Source organism: Sphingomonas sp. PP-CE-1A-559, assembly GCF_004340965.1.
GTDB lineage: Bacteria > Pseudomonadota > Alphaproteobacteria > Sphingomonadales > Sphingomonadaceae > Sphingomonas.
This window is the reverse complement of record NZ_SLYA01000003.1, coordinates 26,484-46,240: the sequence shown is the minus strand read 5'-3', so window position 1 is coordinate 46,240 and position 19,757 is coordinate 26,484. Positions and strand designations below refer to the sequence as shown.

Genomic DNA, 19,757 nt, shown 5'->3' with positions numbered 1-19,757 from the left:
GTGGTGGCTCACCCCAAAACTAGCAAAGCTCAACCGCCGTGGACGGGGGCGCCCCAGCCGCCCCAGACGTAGACGGTGACGAACAGGAACAGCCACACGACGTCGACGAAATGCCAGTACCACGCCGCCGCCTCGAAGCCGAAATGCTGACGCGGGGTGAAGTCGCCGCGGTACGCGCGGACCAGGCAGACGATCAGGAAGATCGTGCCGATCAGCACGTGGAACCCGTGGAAGCCGGTCGCCATGAAGAACGATGCGCCGTAGTTGATCCCCTTGAACGGGAACGGCGCGTGGGCATACTCGTACGCCTGGATCGAGCTGAACAAGATTCCGAGGATCACGGTCAGCCACAGGCCCTTGAGCACGCCGTCGCGGTTGCCGACGCCGATCAGGCCCCAGGCACCGGTCTTCTCGCCGCCGCGCTGGTTGTGGATCAGCGCGTGGTGCGCCCACGTCACCGTCGTACCCGACGTCAGCAGGATCAGCGTGTTGAGCAGCGGCAGTTCGAACGGGTTGATGACCGTCAGACCCTTGGGCGGCCACTGCGCGACGATCGCCGCACCGCCTTCGACCGCGCGCGTGACGGTGCCATCGGCGAAGGTCATCGCGGTCGGGAACAGCGAGAAGTCGAAGAACGCCCAGAACCAGCCGACGAAGAACATCACTTCGGAAGCGATGAACAGGATCATGCCGTAGCGGAAATGGAGCTGGACGACAGGGGTATGATCGCCGGCGCGCGCCTCGTGCACGACCTGCGTCCACCAGGAATACATCGTGAAGAGCACGCCCGCGAGGCCGATGAAGAACACCCAGCCGCCGCCATTGGGCTTGTCGATATGGCCGCCGTGCATCCACATGATGCCGCCGACCGCCATGATCAGCGCCGAGAACGATCCGACCAGCGGCCAGATGCTCGGCGGCAGGATGTGGTAATCATGGTTCTTGGCGCCGGCCATCGGTACTCCCCTATTTTCTTTGGCGACGTTCTAGCTGGCTGTTTTCGCAGAATCCACCGGGTAAAACGTATAGCTGAGCGTGATCGTCTGGATATCGGCCGCGTCGGGGTCGGTCAGGATCTTCGGATCGACGAAGAAGATCACCGGCATCCGCGCGGTTTCGCCGGGCTTGAGCGTCTGCTGCGTGAAGCAGAAACACTGGATCTTGGTGAAATACTTGCCGGCCTGCGCGGGCTGGACGTTAAACGTCGCGGTGCCGGTCAGCGGCTTGTTCGAGGTGTTGGTCGCGGTGAAGAACGCCATGTCGCGCGCGCCGATGTCGACCGTGTCGGAGCGATTCTCGGGCGTGAACTTCCACGGCAGCTTGGGGCTGACATTGGTGTCGAAGTCGATCTGAATCTTGTGGTCGACCGCGCCGGGGGCGGCAAGGCCACGGTTTGTCGTGCCGTTAAGCCCGGTCGCGGCGCAGAACAGGCGGTAGAGCGGCACGCTGGCCCAGGCGAGCCCGGTCATGAAGCAGATGAAGAGCACCGCGAGCGCTGCGGTACGGTTGGTGCGCGACATGGCTCTCCACGTGGCCATCAGTGCGGCATTCCCGCGCGGATCTTGGCGATCGAGATGGCGAAGACGAGGATGACGAACGCACCGAGGAGCAGCGCCATGACGCGCGCGCGACCGCGCTGGCGGCTGCGGATCAGGTCGGGATCGGGCAGGCTCATGCGAACCACCGGTCGACGACCAGCGCGCCGAACATCACGAACAGATACAGGATCGAGTATTTGAACAAGGCCTTCTCCGGTTTCATCGCATCGTCGGCATGGGTGGTGCGCTTGGCGACGCGGATGGCGAGCAGAGCGAACCAGCCAGTCAGCAGGACGGCCGCGACGCCGTAGATCGGCCCGGTCAGCCCCAGCGGCCAGGGCAGGATCGCGACCGCCGCCATCGGGATCGTGTAGAGCCCGATCTGCGTCCGCGTGGTGCGTTCGCCCGCGACGACCGGCAGCATCGGCACGCCGGCGGCGGCGTAATCGCTCTTCATGAACAGCGCGAGCGCCCAGAAATGGGGCGGCGTCCAGAGGAACACGAACAGGAACAGCAACACCGGCAGCAGCGCGATATCACCGGTCGCCGCGGCCCAGCCGATAAGCGGCGGGAACGCACCCGCGGCACCACCGATGACGATGTTCTGCGGCGTGCGGCGCTTGAGCCAGACGGTGTAGACCAGCACGTAGAACAGGATCGAGACGGTCAGGATCGCCGCAGCGACGATGTTCACCGCGACGCCGATGAACAGCACCGAGAACGCGCCGAGCCCGACGCCGAAATGCAGTGCCGCCTGACGGTCCATGCGGCCATCGGGGAGCGGACGCTTCTGCGTGCGGCGCATGACCGCGTCGATGTCCGACTCATACCATTGGTTGAGTGCTCCCGCTGCCCCGGCGCCGAGCGCGATGCAGAGGATCGCGGTAAAGCCGATCACCGGATGCACGCCGATTGGCGCCGCGAGCATCCCGCAGAGCCCGGTGAAGACGACGAGCGTCATCACGCGCGGCTTGGTCAGCGCAAGGAAATCGCGCCAATGCGCCGGTGGCAGGAGGGGGGTGGCAGGAGTCATGGTTCGGGTACGCTATACGCGTTGCGGGGGAGGTCGGAAAGCCTTCGTGATGGCTCAGCGGTTTGCCCGGTGCGTGGGTACGGCTTGGTGAATGACCGCGGTATCGTCCGCGTAGATCCGCCGCCAAGTGGGGTCATGGTCGAGCAGGCGGACCAGTGGTGAGCGCGGCGGCAGGATGGTCCAGCCGAAATGCCACTTCGCATTCGCCGCATGCCAGCGATCCGCGTCGCCGCGGGCGATCGCAAAATAGTCGAGCGTGAAGGCGTCGCCGTACATGTCGGTTCGCCCGTCGATATACGGACGGATGCCCGCGAGGATCAGCGATCCGCCGAAGCCGTATTCGTTGAAGACGCGCTGGTGGCGTAGCGCGGACGGCAGATTCGCGAGCGCGCGGACGGGAATGCCCTTGGTTTCCGTGCGGACGACCGGCACTGCGATGCGGTAGGCGGTAAGACTGACTGTAAGCGCGGATACCAGAATGGCAACGATCAGTCGCTCTGGGCCATGGGAAAGGGGCTTCGAAAAGCTGGTATCGCGGTAGCTCCGCGCGCGGCCGAGTGGCTTGGCCAGCACGAGAATGCCGACGGTCACCAGGATGATTTCGTGGCGGGTGTGCTGCAGCGTCATGTGGAGCATGCCGAGTACCAGCAGCAGGCGGATCGGTGGGATACGGATCGGCCGCGCCAGCAGGAACGCGAGGCTCGCGAGCAAGATCGCCTCGAAGCCGGAAAAGGTTCTGAAGTCGGACGGCTGCCATTCGTTGATCTGACCGAGCGCTTTCAGGTCGTTCAGATAAAATGGAAACGTCAGGCCGTGCACGCCCCATGGTGTGACGGCTGCGGCTATCGTCATGCTAATTCCGAATAGGCCCCAACGCTGGATCACGGTGCGGCGGTCGGAGGTCTTGGCGGCCAGCAGCGCCTCGATCGCGAATACGCCGACCAGCGCCAGTCCGAAGACGTAGCTGCCATGCGCATTCGCCCAGATCAGCATCGCCGCCGCCATCGGCAGTGGTGGGGCTCGGTCGTGTTCGCGCGCGCGCAACAGCGCGATCGTCCAGCCGGCAAGGATCGGCAGCACCAGCATGTGCGGCCGCGCGACCAGCGACGGGATCAGCGCGGTGCCGAGCAGCAGCAGCGCGATGATGCTCGCCCGCGCGCTCATCCAGCGGCGGAGTTCGGCGGCTATCAGCGCGAACAGCGCCGCCATTGCCACGCCGACCAGGACGATCAGGCCGCTCCAGCCGCCCGCGCGGTAACTCGCGTACATCGCTACTTCGGAGAGCCATTCGTGTGCGACCCAGAGGCGGCCGACGACGCTGAACGAGAACGGATCGGTGGTCGGAACGGCCGCATGCGCGACGATCCAGGCGCCTGCGACGAGATGCCAGCCAGTGTCGCCGTCGCGCAGCATGGTTGGGACGATGATCGTGAACGCAAACGCCGCGAAGGCGGAGAGCAAGGCGAAGGTCGAACAGGCGATGCCGGTTGGCGCGTTGGGGCGGACTGGGGGTTGCGCGCTCGGCATGACGCGGGGTTAGCGCGATTGTCCTGTGGAATGATGAATGTGAAGCGCTCGGGTTGGGATTTGGCCAGCCCTATCTCGTCATACGAGCGAAAGCTGGGGTCTCGCTCATGACGCGCGAGTGGAAGCAAAGGGTGCAATCCCAACCCCGCTGGGAGGACGTATGCGGGGGATGACGTCCGCAGGTGCTCCCTTCCTTCGTTCTCCTGCGGAGGCGGGAGCCTAAGGTGGCTCCCCGCCTTTCCGCGGAAACATCGTGGGACTGGGGACGGCCATTTAACGAAAACGCCCCGGGTTTCCCCGAGGCGTCTTCCTTTTTGGCTGGCCCGACACGGGAGTTAATCCCGTGTCGTCGGACGCGGCGTTGCAGCGCCGGCCGGTCGGATGCGTGCGGCTGGGCCGCACCGGCGCGTAGCTGGCGCTACGTCACCTCGCATCCTCAGTCGATCCGCGGCAGCGTCTCAAACTGGTGGTACGGCGGTGGCGAGGAGATCGTCCACTCCAGCGTCGTCGCGCCTTCGCCCCAGGGGTTGTCGCCCGCCTTCTTGCCGGCCGCCAGCGACCAGATCAGGTTGACGAAGAACACCACCATGCCCGCGGCCATGATCATGTAGCCGACCGAGGCGACCGTGTTCCAATGCTCGTACTGCGGCGTGTAGTCCGGAATGCGGCGCGGCATGCCCTGCAAGCCCAGGAAATGCATCGGGAAGAACATCACGTTCACGCCGACGAAGAACACCCAGAAGTGCAGCTGGCCGAGGAACTCGTTGTACATCTTGCCGGTCATCTTCGGGAACCAGTAGTAGAACCCGGCGAACAGCGAGAAGACCGCACCCAGCGACAGCACGTAGTGGAAATGCGCCACCACGTAATAGGTGTCCTGCATGTAATCGTCGATGCCGCCGTTGGCGAGCACGACGCCGGTTACGCCGCCGACGGTGAACATGAAGATGAAGCCGATCGACCACACCATCGGCGTCTTGAAGGTGAGCGAGCCGCCCCACATCGTCGCGATCCACGAGAAGATCTTGATGCCGGTAGGGACCGCGATGACCATCGTCGCCGCGGTGAAGTACATCTTGGTGTTCACGCTGAGGCCGGTGGTGAACATGTGGTGCGCCCACACGACGAACCCGACCACGCCGATCGCGACCATCGCATACGCCATGCCGAGATAGCCGAACACGGGCTTGCGGCTGAACGTCGAGATGATCTGGCTGACGATGCCGAAGCCCGGCAGGATCATGATGTAGACTTCGGGATGGCCGAAGAACCAGAACAGATGCTGGTACAGGACGGGATCGCCGCCGCCGGCCGGATCGAAGAACGTCGTGCCGAAGTTGCGATCGGTCAGCAGCATCGTGATCGCCGCGGCGAGCACCGGCAGCGCGAGCAGCAGCAGGAACGCGGTGACGAGCATCGACCACACGAACAGCGGCATCTTGTGCAGCGTCATGCCAGGCGCACGCATGTTGAAGATCGTCGTGATGAAGTTGATCGCGCCGAGGATCGACGACGCACCCGCGAGATGCAGCGCGAGGATCGCCATGTCGGTCGACGGCCCGGGCTCGCCGTACGTCGAGAGCGGCGCGTAGAGCGTCCAGCCGTTACCGGCACCTCCGAAGAACGGCGAGGCCAGCAGCAGCGTGAAGGCGGGGATCAGCAGCCAGAACGACACGTTGTTCATGCGCGGGAACGCCATGTCCGGCGCGCCGATCATGATCGGCACGAACCAGTTGCCGAAGCCACCGACCATCGCCGGCATGACCATGAAGAACACCATGATCAGGCCGTGCGCAGTGATCAGCACGTTCCAGAGATGGAGCGATTCGTCGAGGCTGGCGGGGCCGCCGTGGAGCATGCTAGCCCAGCCCTGCAGATACTGGATGCCGGGATGCGCGAGTTCGGCGCGCATGAGCCCCGAGACCGAGCCGCCGATGATCCCCGCGACGATCGCGAAGATCAGGTACAGCGTGCCGATGTCCTTGTGGTTGGTCGACATGAACCAACGCGCGAAGAAGCCCGGCTTGTGATCGGTATCATGGTGATGGTCGTGCGCTTCGTGGGACACGAAGGCCGACGGGGTGAGAGCGGTGTCGGTCATCTTACTGTCCCGCGTTGCCGGCGCCGGCCGGGTTTGAGGTCGCGCCCTGCGTCGTCGCCGGGGCTGCGGTTGTTACGTTCTCGACCGGGCCGGTGGCGTTGGCGGTTTCCGCAGCCTCCTCGACCTTCGCCGCGGAGCCGTCGGCGCCGGGCTGCGGGATGACCTTATCGGACGCCTTGCCGGGGGTCGGCATCGTGCCGCCCTTGGCCTTGACCCACGCCGCGTATTCGGCGGGCGGAACCGCCTCGACCGCTATCGGCATATAGCCGTGGCGCGCGCCGCAGAGCTCCGAGCATTGGCCGAAATACAAGCCCGGCTTTTCGATCGTGAAGCTGGTCTCGTTCAGGCGGCCGGGGATTGCGTCGAGCTTGATCCAGAATGCCGGGACCGCCCAGCTGTGGATCACGTCGTTCGACGTGGTGATCAAGCGGATCGGCACGCCGACCGGGAGGACGATGCGGTTGTCGGTGGCGAGCAGCTTGGGGCCGTCGGCATCGGTGCGCGGGCGTTCGCCCGCAGCGACGTCAGCCTTTTCCTTCAGCATGTTGGCGGTGATCTCGAAGCCGCCATTGTCCGGATACTGGTAGGTCCAATACCATTGATTGCCGATCGCCTTCAGCGTCACCGCGCCGGAGGGCGCCGGCTTGAACTGGGCTTGCAGCAGGCCAATCGAGGGGACCGCGATCAGGACGAGGATCACGACCGGTGCGAGCGTCCAGATGATCTCGATGAAGGTGTTGTGGCTGGTCTTCGACGCGACCGGGTTGCGCGCCTTGCGATAGCGGAACGAGACCCAGAACAGCAGCGCGAGTACGAACAGCGAGATGATCGTGATCGTCGGCACCAGGATCGAATTGTGCATCCAGTGCGCGAACTGGCCGTTCTTGGTCACCTGCGGCTGCAGGCCGAACAGGCCGTCGGTCGGCTGGCCGATCATCGGCTTGACCGTCATCGCGGGGGCGCCGTCCATCGCGAGCTCTGGGCTGGATGGGTTGGCGGTCGGCTTTGCCGCGGCGGTAGTCGGTGCGGTGTTCGAGACACCGGCGGGCGCTGCAGCAGCCTGTGGTGCCGGTGCGGCTGGCGTTGGCTGGGCCGCATGCCCGGCGACGCCACCGAGACTCGCCAGTGCGAGCCCCGCTGCCATCGCAAATCCTCTCATCCCCATCTTGCGCATCGTTATTCTTGACCCCGGTTTATAGCGAACCCGATATCACGGACGCGCGGATGTCTGCTTATGATTTGGGAAGAGCTATACCCAGCGGGGGGGCTCGCCTCAAGCCTTGTCTGGCATGAGCCCTTCAGGCGCCCGCACTAACCCCCCGTCATCCTGACGAAAGTCAGGATCCAGGATCACGAACGCCGTCCCCTGCGGTTCTGGGTCCTGACTTTCGTCAGGATGACGGTGGGCCGCCGGTTCTCGTTGCACGTGGTTTCGTGCGCTCGTATCAGCGCGGGCAGACCATTTGGAGCGATGACCCGCGATGACCGAAGACGACGTGCTCGCCGAATTCCGCGCTGCCGAAGCGTTGCTCGAAGGGCATTTCATCCTGTCCTCCGGCCTGCGCAGTTCGCGCTATCTGCAATGCGCGCGCGTGTTGATGGATCCGGCGCGAGGCGCGCGTTTGTCGGAGGCGCTCGTCGCGTCGATCCCCGAAGAACTGCGTGAGCAGATCGATATCGTGGTCTCGCCGGCGATGGGCGGCGTCATCGCCGGCCACGAGATGGGCCGCGCGCTGGGTGTCGAGGCGGTATTCCTCGAGCGGCCCGACGGCGTGTTCGAACTACGCCGCGGGTTCCGGCTCGCGCCCGGCCAGCGCGTGCTGATGATGGAGGACGTCGTCACCACCGGGCTGTCGTCGCGCGAGGCGATCGCGGCGATCGGCCGTGCTGGCGGCGTGACGGTCGCGGCGGCGGCTTTGGTCGATCGCTCGAACGGGACGGCGGATCTCGGCGTACCGTTCTTTCCGCTGATCCGGCTCGACGTGCCGACCTATCCGGCGGACGCGTTGCCGGCCGAACTCGCGGCGATCCCGGCGATCAAGCCCGGCAGCAGGGCTGCGGCATGAGCCCCCCCGGCAATGACCACCTGCGCCTCGGGGTGAACATCGATCACGTCGCGACGGTGCGGAATGCGCGCGGCGCGGGGTATCCCGATCCGGTGCGCGCGGCGCTGGTCGCGGCGGCTGCGGGGGCGGACGGTATCACGGCGCATCTGCGAGAGGATCGCCGGCACATTACGGATGACGACATCGCGCGGCTGTCGGCCGAGCTGACGATCCCGCTCAACCTGGAGATGGCGGCAACCGACGAGATGCTCGGCATCGCGCTGCGCCACAAGCCGCACGCGGCATGCATCGTGCCGGAAAAGCGCGAGGAACTGACTACCGAGGGCGGGCTCGACGTCGCCGGCCATTACGACCGGATGGCGCGGCTGGTCGATGTGCTGGCGGGGGCGGGGATCCGCGTGTCGCTGTTCATCGAGCCCGACGCGCGCCAGATCGAGGCGGCGGTGCGGCTCAAGGTACCGGTGGTCGAGCTGCACACCGGGTTGTACGCGGAACTGTCGGGCGAGGCGCGGACGGTCGAGCTGCGACGGCTGAGCGACGCGGCGGCGCTGGCGGCGAAGAACGGCATCGAGGTGCATGCGGGGCATGGGCTGACCTACGACAATGTCGCGCCGATCGCGGCTATCCGTCAGGTGCGCGAGCTGAACATCGGGCATTTTCTCGTGGGAGAGGCGCTGTTCGTCGGGCTTGGCGAAGCGGTGCGGTTGATGCGCGAGGCTATGGATGCGGCGCGGTAAATTAGAAGGTTTGTTCACGCGGAGACGCGGAGACGCGGAGCAGAAGGGGGTTGCTGGTAGCCGTCCCGGCGGCTTCTCACCTTCGCCGCCCTTGCGGCTCTCATACTCTCCGCGTCTCCGCGTCTCCGCGCGAACAGAATCTTTTGTCTTCCGACCCCAGGCGTCGCGATGATTATCGGGCTCGGGTCCGACCTGTGTAACATCGAGCGGATTGCGGCGTCGGTCGAGCGGTTCGGCGAGCGGTTCGAGCAGCGAGTGTTTACCGATGTCGAGCGGACGAAGGCGGCGCGGCGGCCTTTTACCAAGGCTGGCACGCTGGCGAAGCGCTTTGCCGCCAAGGAGGCGTTTTCGAAGGCGGTCGGGACCGGGTTTCGCGCGGGCGTGTTCATGCGCGACATCGGCGTGGTCAACGCCCCGAGCGGCGCGCCGACGCTGGCGCTGACCGGGGGCGCCAAAGCGAGGCTTGACGCGTTGACTCCCGAAGGCCACGCCGCGCGCGTGCATTTGACGATGACCGATGATCACCCGTGGGCGCAGGCCTTCGTGATCATCGAAACTATACCTCTGATATCCCCGGACATGCGCCAGGATACGAACCGATGAAGGACGCGGCGTTGGACGGCAACGAGTTCCCAGAAAAGCCCCTCGCGCAGACCCCCCTAGTGCAGACCGCGGCCGATACCGCGCCACCGGCCGGCACAACACAGGAAACGGCCCGCCGCCGCGGCACCGACTGGTGGGGCGAGGTGAAGGGCATCTTCTGGCTGATCCTGGTCGTACTCGGCTTCCACAGCTTCATCGCCAAGCCCTTCTATATCCCCAGCGAATCGATGCTGCCGGGCCTTCGTATCGGCGACCGACTGGTGGTGACCAAGTTCGCGTATGGCTGGTCGTTCGTGTCGCCGACGATCCCCAACCCGGTCGCGATCTTCAAGGGCGTCGTGCTGCGCCAGCAGGAAGACAGCTGGAGCGTGTCGCTACCGTTCATCCACGGCCGCCTCTTCGGCTCGCTGCCGACGCGCGGCGACGTGGTGATCGTGACGCCGCCGGGCACGCACAACGACTATATCAAGCGCGTCATCGGGTTGCCGGGCGACAAGCTCGCCGTGCGCGGCGGGATCGTGTTCCTGAACGGCGTCGCGGTGAAGCGCGGCTCGCTGCACGACACGCTGATCCCGGTCGACACCAACAGCCCGTGCAGCGAGATCGACTATCCCGGCGCGCGCGAGACGCTGCCCGACGGGCGCGAGATGTGCCGCCTGCCGACTTATACCGAGACGCTGCCCAACGGCCGCCGCTACGAGACGATCGATCTCGAATCGGACAGCCAGGGCGACAATTTTGCCGAAATCACGATCCCCGCGAACCACGTCTTCCTGATGGGCGACAATCGCGATCGCTCGGCCGACAGCCGGTTCGCGCTGAGCCAGCTCGGGCTCGGCGGACCGGTGCCGTACGAGAATCTCGGTGGCCGTGCGGAGTTCATCACCTTCAGCCTCGACGGCGATGCGACGTTCAATCCGCTGAGCTGGTGGAGTTCGCTGCGCCCGGATCGCGCGGGCACCTCGCTCCATCCCGCCAAGGCGAACTGAGATGGCCGAGACGAAGACCGTCGACGAACTGAGCCCGGTCGAGATGCGCGATCCGTTCCTGCGCAAGGAACTGAAGCGCGCGGCGATCTGGCTCGGGCTCGCCTGCGTGATCGCGCTGCTGATCGTGCTGGTCCAGCCGTTGCTGATCATCTTTGCGGGTGTGGTGTTTGCGGCGTTGCTCGACGGCGGTGTGCGGTTGCTCGGGCGGGTGCTGCCGATCGGGCGTGGCTGGCGGTTGCTGATCGTCGTGCTGCTGACCTTCGCGTTCCTGGTGGGCACGTTCATTTTGACCGGCGTTCAGGTCACCGAGCAGGTGACGCAGTTGCGGTCGACCCTGGAATCGCAGGCCAATCGCTTCACCGGCTATCTGACCTCGCAGGGGCTGATGCCGGGTGCGTCGGACGTCAACGGGATCGTCAAGCAGGCGCTCGGCTCGGTCGGGCGCGTGACGTCGTGGGTGGGCAGCGCGATCGGCGCGATCACCAGCATGTTCATGATCCTGATCCTCGGATTGTTCATCGCGATGGACCCGGGGACGTACTCGCGCGGGCTCCAGTGGATAGTGCCACTCGATCTCCGCCCCGAGTTCGCCAGGACTTTGGTCAAGATGGGCGCGACGTTGCGGCGGCTGCTCGCCGGACGGTTGCTCGGGATGGCGGTCGAGGGTGTCGCGAGCGGCATCGCCTTGGCGGTCGGCGGCGTGCCGATGGCGATGCTGCTCGGCATCATCGCGGGGATCTTGGCGTTCATTCCGAACGTCGGCGCGATCGTGACCGGCGTGCTGATGGTCGCGGTCGGGTTCAGCGCGGGCGTCGATACGGGGTATTGGGCGATCGGCACGTATCTCGTGGTGCAGACGATCGACGGGTATGTGATTGTGCCGATGGTGGCGAAGCGGACTGTGGATCTGCCGCCGGCGTTGACGTTGGGCGCACAGATCCTGGCGAGCGCGCTGTTCGGGATTTTGGGGCTGGCGCTGGCCGATCCGATGACCGCGATGTTGAAGACCGCGCTGGAGCGACGGTCCGAGCGGGAAGAGGAAAAGGCGGAGGCGTGTGAGGGTGTGGCTACGGCCTGATCTGATTTGGCGCCGCCTCTCACGTAATGCGGGTTCAAGCTCACCACCCGTCATCCCCGCGGACGCGGGGACCCATATCCTCCGAGGTTTGCCAGTATGGGTCCCCGCGTCCGCGGGGATGACGGAAGGTGGGGGCGGAAACCGACAATGGGTCGGGGACAAGAAAGGCTAGGACGCTAGCACCTTACCAATCGGTCGAAGATCGCGAGGTAGCGGTCAGCCGAATCCGCACCGGGTTGCGGGACCGGCTCCGGCCGTTGCCCAGATGGCGTGAGCCATGCGTCCAACGCTGCAACCAGTGCCGCCGCATCGTCCCGCGCGACGATCGTCCCGCGCTCGGGACGATCGATGATCTCTGCGACCGCCGTGCTCGAATCCGTGGAGATCACCGGCGTGCCGACCGACAGCGCCTCGCGCAACACGCCGGGTACGCCTTCATAGTCCGAGGTCAGCACGACCACTTCCGTGCGGGCCATGATCGGCAGCGGGTCGCTGCTGTGGCCCAGCAGACGGACGCGGTCTCCCAAACCCAGCGCGCGGATCTGCGTTTCGATCGCGCCGCGCTCGTCGCCTTCGCCGAGGATGATCAGCGGGATGCTCTGGTCCGCGAGGCGCGGCAGCGCAGCGATCAGGCGGTCCCAGCGTTTCTGCGGTTCGAGCCGGCCGACGCCGAGAAGGAAGCGCGCCGGCAGATCGGGCAGCGTGCCGGGGATGGGCACCGCCGGCGGGTTCGGGATGACGCTCGTCCGCCCAATCATTCGGGTCGCCAACGCCGCCTCGTCCGCGGTCGCCAGCGTCATCGCGACGAGGTGATCGAGGAACCCGCCATGGCGCGCTAGCCAGATCTGGTGCGCGGCGTGCATCAGGCGGCCGTGATCGGCGCGTGCGGGGGCGTTGGACATCTTGGCGACGATCGGCGGGCACGTCCTGCCGAGTCGCAGCCGGGTCCATGCCGCGATGCCGGAGTAGAAGTTGCCAGGGCAGAATATGATGTCCGGCGCGAGACGTCGCACGACATTCGGGAGCGCGAGCAACCGCGACGGCGTGACGATCTCCAGACCTTCCGGGAGTTCCGCCGCCAGCGGCCCGGAAATATCCTCGATCGCCAGCGTCACGCGCCGGCCCGCCGCGAGCCAGCCGCGTGCGAGGCGCAGTTGCGCGCGCTCGACCCCGCCGCCGCGCAGATCCTCGGCATAGGTCAGGATGTGCTGGGCGATCGGTGGCTTGCTCACAAGTGACATATGGGGGTCATCATACTGCGCGATGGGTAGAGCGGAGATCGCGACCGAATGAAACCGACTTTGCGTGCATGCACGGCGGCGGGTGGCTATCAGGCCGCGCGACGGAGGCGGGCACCAAGTAGCAGGGAACGGGCGGCGGAACGGCTTGAGGACAATGGTTTGAGGACCGGCGAGTGAATATCCGTACGAAAACTGCCGATCGCGACGGCTATGCGGACATCGCGCGCGCCGGGCTCGAGCCGCTGAAGGCGCTCGGCAGCCGCTGGCCCGCGATCATCGGTGCGGTGCTGACGCTGGCGATGATCGTCGGGCTGGGGCGCGAACTGCTCGGGCACGGCCTTGCCGGGCTGTCGCGCTCGGTGCCGCAGGACCCGCGCTTCTATGTGTGCTTCGGCCTGCTCTATATGTCGCCGCCGACCGGGGACTACGTCATATTCCGCCGGCTCTGGGGCATTCCGCTCGGCGGCCTCGTCGCGCTGATCAAGAAGCGGATCGCGAACGAAGTCGTGTTCGGATACTCCGGCGACGCGTATTTCTACGCCTGGGCGCGGGCGAAGGCGCGCATGGTGGCGTCGCCGTTCGGCGCGGTGAAGGACGTATCGATCCTGTCGGCGATCGCGGGCAATGCGGTCACGCTGCTGCTGGTGGCGATCGCGTTGCCGCTCGGCCGGCATCTGCTGACGCACGACCAGTTCCGCACCGTGCTCGCGTCGGCGGGTGTGACGCTCGCGATCTCGCTGCCGTTCCTGATCTTCTCGCGCCGGGTATTCTCGCTGCCGCGCGCGAAGCTTTGGTGGGTATTCGGGATCCACTGCATCCGGTTGCTGTGCGGATCGGTGCTGATTGCGTTCGCGTGGCATTACGCGTTGCCGGGCGTGCCGGTGGGGATGTGGCTGTTCCTTGCAGCCGGACGCCTGCTGGTGTCGCGCCTGCCGCTGGTGCCCAACAAGGACCTGCTGTTCGCCAGCGCCGCGATCCTGTTGATCGGGCAGGACCAGGCTTTGTCGGAGCTGATCGCGTTTACCGCCGCGCTGACGCTGCTGGTGCATGTCGCGCTGATCATCCTGTTCGGCATCCATGCCGGGCTCACCCGGTTGCGCGCATGATCCGCGCCGGTGTCGCGCTGGCCGCGATCGTTGCGCTTACAGCGCCGGCCGGCGCGCAGGTGCTCGGTAGCGATGCGGCGGCGTGTCGACCGGGCGAGGGGCCGGCGATCGCGGTTGAGGTCACCGGACTGAAGGATCGCACGGGCGAGTTGAAGCTCGAACTCTATCCTGATGATGAAGCGGGCTTTCTCAAGGACGACCACGTGCTGATCGCGGCGGGCAGGACGTTTCGGCGGGTGGTTGTGCCGACGCCGCCGAGCGGGGCGCCTATGCTGTGCATCCGGGTGCCGCGGCCCAGCCGCTATGCGCTGTTGCTGACGCATAATCGCGACGGGAAGAACAAGTTCAGCTTCTGGACCGATGGCGCCGGGTTCGCGAGCAAAGCGATGCTCGGGCGGTCGCGGCCGAAGGTCGAGCAGGCGCTGGTCGAGGTCGGCGCGGGCGTGACGACGGTGCGGATCACCGTGCAGTATCTGCGCGGGCTCGGCGGGTTCGGGCCCGTCACGCCATGAGAGTGGTGGCATGAGAATCGTCGACGTCAACGAGTTCTACTCGCCGACCGGCGGCGGTGTGCGGACCTATGTCGATCGGAAGATGGGCATCATGGCGGACATGGGCCACGAACTCATCGTCGTCGCACCGGGCAAGGAGGACCGCGTCGAGGAACGGCCGGGCGGCGGGCGGATCATCTACCTCAAGTCGCCGGGGATGCCGTTCGATCGCAATTACGGGTTGTTCTGGGACGAGGGCGCGGTCCACCGCGTGCTTGACGATCTCGATCCGGACGTGGTCGAGTGCTGCTCGCCGTGGCGCCCGGCATGGTTCGTCGGCGACTGGCAGGGGCGCGCGGTGAAGGCGTTCTTCATGCACAACGACAATATCGCCGCCTATGCACAGCGCTGGTTCGCGAGCGTTGCGAGCCACGACCAGATCGAGCGCGGGTTCGCCTGGTACAGCCGGTACATGCGCCGCTTCCTCGAGAAGTACGATGTCGTCGTCACCAACGGCCCGGCACTGGAGAAGCGGTTGCGCGCGCGCGGGCTGCGGATCGATGCGGCGATGCCACTCGGGATCGAGCGCGGGCATTTCTCGCCGGACCTACGCGATACGCGGTTGCGCGCGGCGTTGCTGCGGCAGTGCGGGTTGCCCGAGGACGGGATGCTGTTGCTCGGCCTCGGGCGGCATCATGGTGAGAAGCGCTGGCCGCTGGTGGTCGATGCGGTGGCGCGGGCGGGGGCTACGCTGCCGGTCGGGCTGGTCCTGATCGGTGCGGGGGCGCAGACCAAGGCGATCCAGCGCCGAATCGGTGGCTCGCCGCATATCCGGATGTTCGCGCCGGTGTACGACCGCGAGCGGTTGGCGCGGATCATGGCCAGCTGCGATGCGCTGATCCACGGGTCGGAGGCAGAGCCGTTCGGGTTGGTCGCGTCGGAGGCGATGGCGTCGGGCCTGCCGCTGATCGTGCCGGATACGGGCGGGTGCGCGGAAGTCGCGGACCGCCATGCGAGCGAGCTCTACGCGGCGCGCGATGCGGAGAGCGCGGCGGTGGCAATCGGGCGGTTGTTCGCGCGCGATCCGGCGTTGCTCCGGCGAGCGGCGGCGGTGGCGGCCCGGCATGTCCGCAGCGACCGCGAGCATGCGGTCGAGCTTATGGACTATTATGCGGGGCTGATCGCGGCGAAGCATGGCGTGCGACGTACAGCGTGAAGCGCGTGTCGGGGACGGGGACCGCTCGATAGCCTTCGCGAATCGCGTAGGTGGCGAGCGCTGCGTCGATCCGGTCGTCGCCACTGCTCCACGCGCCTTCGCCGCCGGTCAGGATCACGGGCGGTTGGCCGAGCAGGGCGATCCGTGCGTGCGAGACTAGGCGGAGTTGGCGTTCCTGATCCGCGTTCAGGAGCGCGGTGCTGCGGAAATAGAAGGGGCCGGTAGCGAAGCGTGGGTCGATCGCTCTGCCGGGGAGGAATTGCGGGGAGAGCGTCGCAACCGGGCCGGTGACGTGTTCGCGGTCCAGGATCTCGCGTACCACGGCGGCGTCTCGCATCGCATCGAGCATCGGGATGCGGCCGCTCGCGACGGCCTCGACGGTGGGGGCGAGTCCGGCGCAGGCGAAAGCGACGGCCGCAATCCGCATCGCCTTGCCGGGTGGATGCGCGTGCCAGACCAACGCGAGCCGCACGAACAGTGCAGGGAGCATCGGCAGCAGATATTGCCGCCACGTCGGTACCGGCGCGAGCGCGGCGATGAGCCCAGCGAGGATCAGCAGGTCGAGGATCCTGTGCCAGCGATCGCGTTTGCCTGCGGTGGCGACGATCGCGAGCAGGGCTGGGCCGAGTGCGAGGAACTTGAGGATGTCGATGATCTTGGCGGTGTTTGACAGCTTCCAAGGATGGGCCTGGTACCATTCGGTGGGTGCTTGACCGGGGAAGCTGATGACGCCGAACAGGAAACCTTCGGGGGCCTGGATCAATAGGGCTGTGGTCAGGGCGACGAACGGGAGCGTGCCCAGCAGGGTCCACCACGGGCGGCGGTCGGCGCGGAACAGTGTCCAGATGCCGTAGGTCAGCGCGGGGAGTGCATAGGAGATTTTCGCGGTCGCGGCGGCGGCGAGCAGTGCGCCGATCAGGATCGCGTCGCGGCGGCTTGCCTGGTCCCGCGCGGTTCTGACGATCGCGGGGAGGGCTAGCGCGAGGCAGGCGGCGGGGAACGCGTCGTTGCGGGCCGTGCCGATGCTGAAGAGGAGGATGTCGGAGGTGGCGAACAGCGCGGCGGCGAAGGTGGCGGCGCGGGTGCTGGCACCACCGATACGGGCGGCGTGGTGGACGGCGGCGATGGTGGCTGCGCCGAGGAGGGCGTTGGTTATGCGGAGGGCTGGCCAGGTCCAGGTGCCGGCTAGGGCTGCGATCGGGGCGAAGAGATAGGGCTGGAGTGGGGTCTGGAGGTAGGCGAAGTCTTTGTACGGGAGCAGGCCTTGCGCAGTGAGGATGGCGGCGGCGACGTATTGGCTCTCGTCGTGGTCGACGGGGCGGAGGAGGGCGAGGGTCATGAGGATCATTGCCAGCGCCGCAAACGCCAAAAGCATGTTCACCCGCGAAGGCGGGTGCCCAGTCTGGGCACCCGCCTTCGCGGGTGAACAGGGTTGGGGAGCGGTATGCTCCATTACTCAGTCCTACCCCGCTCGCGACCACCCCGGCGGAGGCCGGGGCCCAATTGGGGGACGGTTATGGTTGAGGATGGCGCCCCATCACGCCGGTCTTCCCAATTGGGCCCCGGCCTCCGCCGGGGGGGAGGGGAAAACCGGGACGGCGAGGGGGGCAAGGTCAGGCTTTTACCGCGGTCAGGAAGTAGTCGAGGTTCGTCGAACCGCTCAGTGCAAACCCAGTCGCGGGGGAAAAACTCAACCCCCGCGTGTCCGTCACGCGAAGCCCCGCGTCCTTCAGCAACGCGGTCAGTTCCTCAGGCGTGAGGAACTTGTTCCAGTCGTGCGTGCCCTTGGGAATGACGCCAGCGCCCTCCGCCACGGTAATCATCGCCAACCGCGACAATGGCGTCCGGTTGGGCGTCGAAAGAATCAGCAATCCACCCTCCGCCAACGTCCGCGCCAAGCCCCGCACGAAGCCGGCGGGATCGCTGACATGCTCGATCACCTCCAAACTGGTGACGAGGTCGAACTGTCCCACCAGTCCCTCGACTCCCCCCGCGCGGTAATCGATCGCAAGCCCGCTCTGCGCCGCATGGATCTCCGCAACCGCGATATTCTCGGGTGCCGCATCGATCCCCATAACCTCTGCACCAAGCCGGGCGAGCGGTTCGCACAGCAACCCCGCACCACACCCCACGTCGAGCGCGGTCTTCCCCGCCAGCGGCGTAAAGGTCGAACCATCCCCCCCCCAATGCGCATCGACCTGCTCGCGAATATAGCGCAACCGCGGCGGATTGAGCTTGTGGAGCGGCGCTGACGAGCCCTTCGGATCCCACCAGTCCTTCGCCATGGTGCCGAAATGCGCGGCCTCGCGCGGATCGATTGTTGCGTTCGTTACGGTGTCGCTTGCCAGTATCATGCGCGCTACCTATCAGGGCCGCCGCTTCGACCCAAAGGGATTTGCGCTGCCAATGGCCCGTATCGTGATGAAATTCGGCGGGACGTCGATGGCTGGGATCGGGCGTATCCGCAACGTCGCCGCGCGCGTGAAGCGCGAAGTCGACGCCGGCAACCAGGTCGCCGTCGTCGTCTCCGCGATGGCGGGCGAGACCGACCGGCTGGTCGGCTTCTGCCGCGAGGCGTCGTCGCTGTACGACGCGAAGGAATATGACGTCGTCGTCTCGGCCGGCGAGCAGATCACGAGTGGACTGCTCGCGATCGCTTTGCAGGCGGCCGGGTGCAAGGCACGGAGCTGGCTCGGCTGGCAGTTGCCGATCAACACCTCGGACGCGCATGGATCGGCCCGCATCGGCGAGATCGACACGGCCGCGCTCGACGCGAGCCTTGCGGACGGCGTCGTCGCGGTGATCCCCGGTTTCCAGGGCGTCGCGGACGGCCAGCGCGTCACGACGTTGGGTCGCGGCGGCTCGGATACGTCGGCGGTGGCGATGGCGGCGGCGATGAAGGCCGACCGCTGCGACATCTATACCGACGTCGACGGCGTCTACACGACCGACCCCCGGATCGTGCCTCGCGCGCGGAAGCTGAGCAAGGTCACGTACGAAGAGATGCTGGAACTCGCCAGCGTCGGTGCGAAGGTGCTGCAGACGCGGTCTGTCGGCCTGGCGATGAAAGAGAATGTGCGTGTGCGCGTATTGTCCTCGTTCGAGGATGGCGACACCAATGATGGTCACCGCGGCACGTTGATCGTGGGCGAAGAGGAAATCGACGATATGGAACGCCAGCTCATCACCGGCATCGCGCACGACAAGAACGAGGCGAAGATCACCCTGACGCAAGTCAGCGATCGGCCGGGCTCGGTCGCCGCGATCTTCGCGCCGCTCGCGGACGCGGGGATCAACGTCGACATGATCGTGCAGAACGTCGCCCATTCGACCGGGTCGACCGACGTGACGTTCACGGTGCCGGCGGCGGACCTCGCGCGCTCGCTCGACGTGCTCGACAAGGCGAAGGACGCGATCGGCTATGCGACGATCGTCCACGACACGCGCGTCGCCAAGGTGTCGGTGGTCGGCGTCGGGATGCGCAGCCACGCGGGCGTCGCCTCGACGATGTTCACCACGCTCGGCGAGCGCGGCATCAACATCCAGGCGATCGCGACGTCGGAGATCAAGGTCAGCGTGCTGATCGAAGAGGATTATACCGAGCTGGCGGTGCGCGTGCTGCATACCGCGTATGGCTTGGATGCCGAAGACGCAGCGTAGGCGCTACCAGACTTCGACGGTGGGATCGAAGGCACCGTGCTTGCCGTGGCTGTCGATGGCGTGGAACACGATACGCGAGGGTATGAAGCTGTTGCCGCGGTATTCCGGCGTTACGGTGAGCTTGTCGATCAGGCCTTCGCTGACGAACCGACGCAGGGTGCCGATGATCAGCGTGCGTGCCTCCGCGGCCTGCGGGGGCACGTACACAATGTTCTGAGGAACGTCCTCGCCGCCCAGTTCCGCGGGGAACAGCAAAATCCCGGTGAGCTTGCCGTCCTTGGCGAGCGCCTGGGCGGCCTTGAGCGTCTTGACGTGCGAATAGTCGGGCATTGTCATGCGCGTTCTCCTTGCGTCGCGATCTCCGGGCATGC

At 66.3% G+C, this 19,757-nt stretch carries 20 protein-coding genes; 9 read left to right on the top strand and 11 right to left on the bottom strand.

The features are described 5' to 3' along the window. Window positions 1–29 precede the first annotated feature (29 nt). From C8J42_RS10465 to coxB, 7 genes are all read right to left on the bottom strand, one after another. A complete protein-coding gene (locus tag C8J42_RS10465) occupies window positions 30–956 on the bottom strand; it encodes a cytochrome c oxidase subunit 3 (RefSeq protein WP_107954064.1) in 927 nt (308 codons plus the stop codon). A 30-nt stretch (window positions 957–986) separates the two neighbouring features. Further along, window positions 987–1,538: a cytochrome c oxidase assembly protein gene (locus C8J42_RS10460; RefSeq protein ID WP_133020040.1), complete on the bottom strand. Its 552-nt coding sequence runs from the start codon at window positions 1,536–1,538 to the stop codon at window positions 987–989. Next, window positions 1,538–1,675 carry a hypothetical protein gene (locus C8J42_RS20105; protein WP_165886435.1) on the bottom strand — a complete coding sequence of 46 codons (138 nt, stop codon included), beginning with the start codon at window positions 1,673–1,675 and terminating at the stop codon, window positions 1,538–1,540. The genes C8J42_RS10460 and C8J42_RS20105 overlap by 1 nt, the downstream gene beginning before the upstream one ends. Next, on the bottom strand, window positions 1,672–2,571 hold the full coding sequence (locus tag C8J42_RS10455; RefSeq protein ID WP_133020039.1) for a heme o synthase: 900 nt from the start codon (window positions 2,569–2,571) through the stop codon (window positions 1,672–1,674). The genes C8J42_RS20105 and C8J42_RS10455 overlap by 4 nt, the downstream gene beginning before the upstream one ends. A gap of 54 nt (window positions 2,572–2,625) precedes the next feature. Continuing rightward, window positions 2,626–4,098 carry a hypothetical protein gene (locus C8J42_RS10450; RefSeq protein ID WP_133020038.1) on the bottom strand — a complete coding sequence of 491 codons (1,473 nt, stop codon included), beginning with the start codon at window positions 4,096–4,098 and terminating at the stop codon, window positions 2,626–2,628. 436 nt (window positions 4,099–4,534) lie between these two features. After that, on the bottom strand, window positions 4,535–6,199 hold the full coding sequence (gene ctaD / locus C8J42_RS10445; RefSeq protein ID WP_133020037.1) for a cytochrome c oxidase subunit I: 1,665 nt from the start codon (window positions 6,197–6,199) through the stop codon (window positions 4,535–4,537). A 1-nt stretch (window position 6,200) separates the two neighbouring features. After that, window positions 6,201–7,343: a cytochrome c oxidase subunit II gene (coxB, locus tag C8J42_RS10440; RefSeq protein WP_243644304.1), complete on the bottom strand. Its 1,143-nt coding sequence runs from the start codon at window positions 7,341–7,343 to the stop codon at window positions 6,201–6,203. 337 nt (window positions 7,344–7,680) lie between these two features. Between coxB and pyrE the strand changes: the two genes are divergently transcribed. The 5 genes from pyrE (at window position 7,681) to C8J42_RS10415 (ending at window position 11,672) form a co-directional block, all read left to right on the top strand. Further along, on the top strand, window positions 7,681–8,265 hold the full coding sequence (gene pyrE, locus C8J42_RS10435) for an orotate phosphoribosyltransferase (RefSeq protein ID WP_133020036.1): 585 nt from the start codon (window positions 7,681–7,683) through the stop codon (window positions 8,263–8,265). Next, on the top strand, window positions 8,262–9,002 hold the full coding sequence (locus C8J42_RS10430; protein WP_133020035.1) for a pyridoxine 5'-phosphate synthase: 741 nt from the start codon (window positions 8,262–8,264) through the stop codon (window positions 9,000–9,002). The genes pyrE and C8J42_RS10430 overlap by 4 nt, the downstream gene beginning before the upstream one ends. A 168-nt stretch (window positions 9,003–9,170) precedes the next feature. After that, complete coding sequence (acpS, locus tag C8J42_RS10425; protein WP_133020034.1) at window positions 9,171–9,605, top strand: holo-ACP synthase; 435 nt, start codon at window positions 9,171–9,173, stop codon at window positions 9,603–9,605. After that, window positions 9,602–10,594, top strand: a complete 993-nt coding sequence (gene lepB / locus C8J42_RS10420) for a signal peptidase I (protein WP_133020033.1) — start codon at window positions 9,602–9,604, stop codon at window positions 10,592–10,594. Before acpS ends, lepB begins: the two co-directional genes overlap by 4 nt. 1 nt (window position 10,595) lies before the next feature. Beyond that, window positions 10,596–11,672 (top strand): AI-2E family transporter, encoded by a 1,077-nt coding sequence (locus C8J42_RS10415; protein ID WP_056066231.1) that lies wholly within the window; start codon window positions 10,596–10,598, stop codon window positions 11,670–11,672. Window positions 11,673–11,848: 176 nt separating this feature from the next. On the opposite strand, the gene C8J42_RS10410 is transcribed toward C8J42_RS10415, so the two are convergent. Next, entirely contained in the window at window positions 11,849–12,913 is a 1,065-nt protein-coding gene (locus C8J42_RS10410; RefSeq protein ID WP_133020032.1) for a glycosyltransferase, read from the bottom strand. A 173-nt stretch (window positions 12,914–13,086) separates the two neighbouring features. On the opposite strand from C8J42_RS10410, the gene C8J42_RS10405 reads away from it, so the two are divergent. Genes C8J42_RS10405 through C8J42_RS10395 form a run of 3 tightly spaced genes read left to right on the top strand, consistent with a single transcriptional unit; the run spans window position 13,087 to window position 15,726 of the window. Then, window positions 13,087–14,019, top strand: coding sequence for a hypothetical protein (locus C8J42_RS10405; RefSeq protein WP_243644301.1), 933 nt, complete (start codon window positions 13,087–13,089; stop codon window positions 14,017–14,019). Continuing rightward, entirely contained in the window at window positions 14,016–14,531 is a 516-nt protein-coding gene (locus C8J42_RS10400) for a DUF2141 domain-containing protein (RefSeq protein WP_133020031.1), read from the top strand. Before C8J42_RS10405 ends, C8J42_RS10400 begins: the two co-directional genes overlap by 4 nt. 10 nt (window positions 14,532–14,541) lie before the next feature. Next, complete coding sequence (locus tag C8J42_RS10395) at window positions 14,542–15,726, top strand: glycosyltransferase (protein WP_133020030.1); 1,185 nt, start codon at window positions 14,542–14,544, stop codon at window positions 15,724–15,726. Here the strand turns inward: C8J42_RS10395 and C8J42_RS10390 are convergent. Both C8J42_RS10390 and ubiG read right to left on the bottom strand, forming a co-directional pair. Then, a complete protein-coding gene (locus C8J42_RS10390; RefSeq protein ID WP_243644299.1) occupies window positions 15,668–17,074 on the bottom strand; it encodes a DUF2029 domain-containing protein in 1,407 nt (468 codons plus the stop codon). The genes C8J42_RS10395 and C8J42_RS10390 overlap by 59 nt on opposite strands. Before the next feature lie 265 nt (window positions 17,075–17,339). Then, a complete protein-coding gene (ubiG, locus tag C8J42_RS10385) occupies window positions 17,340–18,080 on the bottom strand; it encodes a bifunctional 2-polyprenyl-6-hydroxyphenol methylase/3-demethylubiquinol 3-O-methyltransferase UbiG (RefSeq protein WP_133020029.1) in 741 nt (246 codons plus the stop codon). A 52-nt stretch (window positions 18,081–18,132) separates the two neighbouring features. Here ubiG and C8J42_RS10380 point away from each other — a divergent pair, with 52 nt between their 5' ends. Next, window positions 18,133–19,386, top strand: a complete 1,254-nt coding sequence (locus tag C8J42_RS10380) for an aspartate kinase (RefSeq protein WP_133020028.1) — start codon at window positions 18,133–18,135, stop codon at window positions 19,384–19,386. Between the two features lie 3 nt (window positions 19,387–19,389). Here C8J42_RS10380 and C8J42_RS10375 read toward each other — a convergent pair whose 3' ends face one another. Next, window positions 19,390–19,722, bottom strand: coding sequence for a hypothetical protein (locus tag C8J42_RS10375; RefSeq protein WP_132833654.1), 333 nt, complete (start codon window positions 19,720–19,722; stop codon window positions 19,390–19,392). Between the last annotated feature and the right edge of the window lie 35 nt (window positions 19,723–19,757).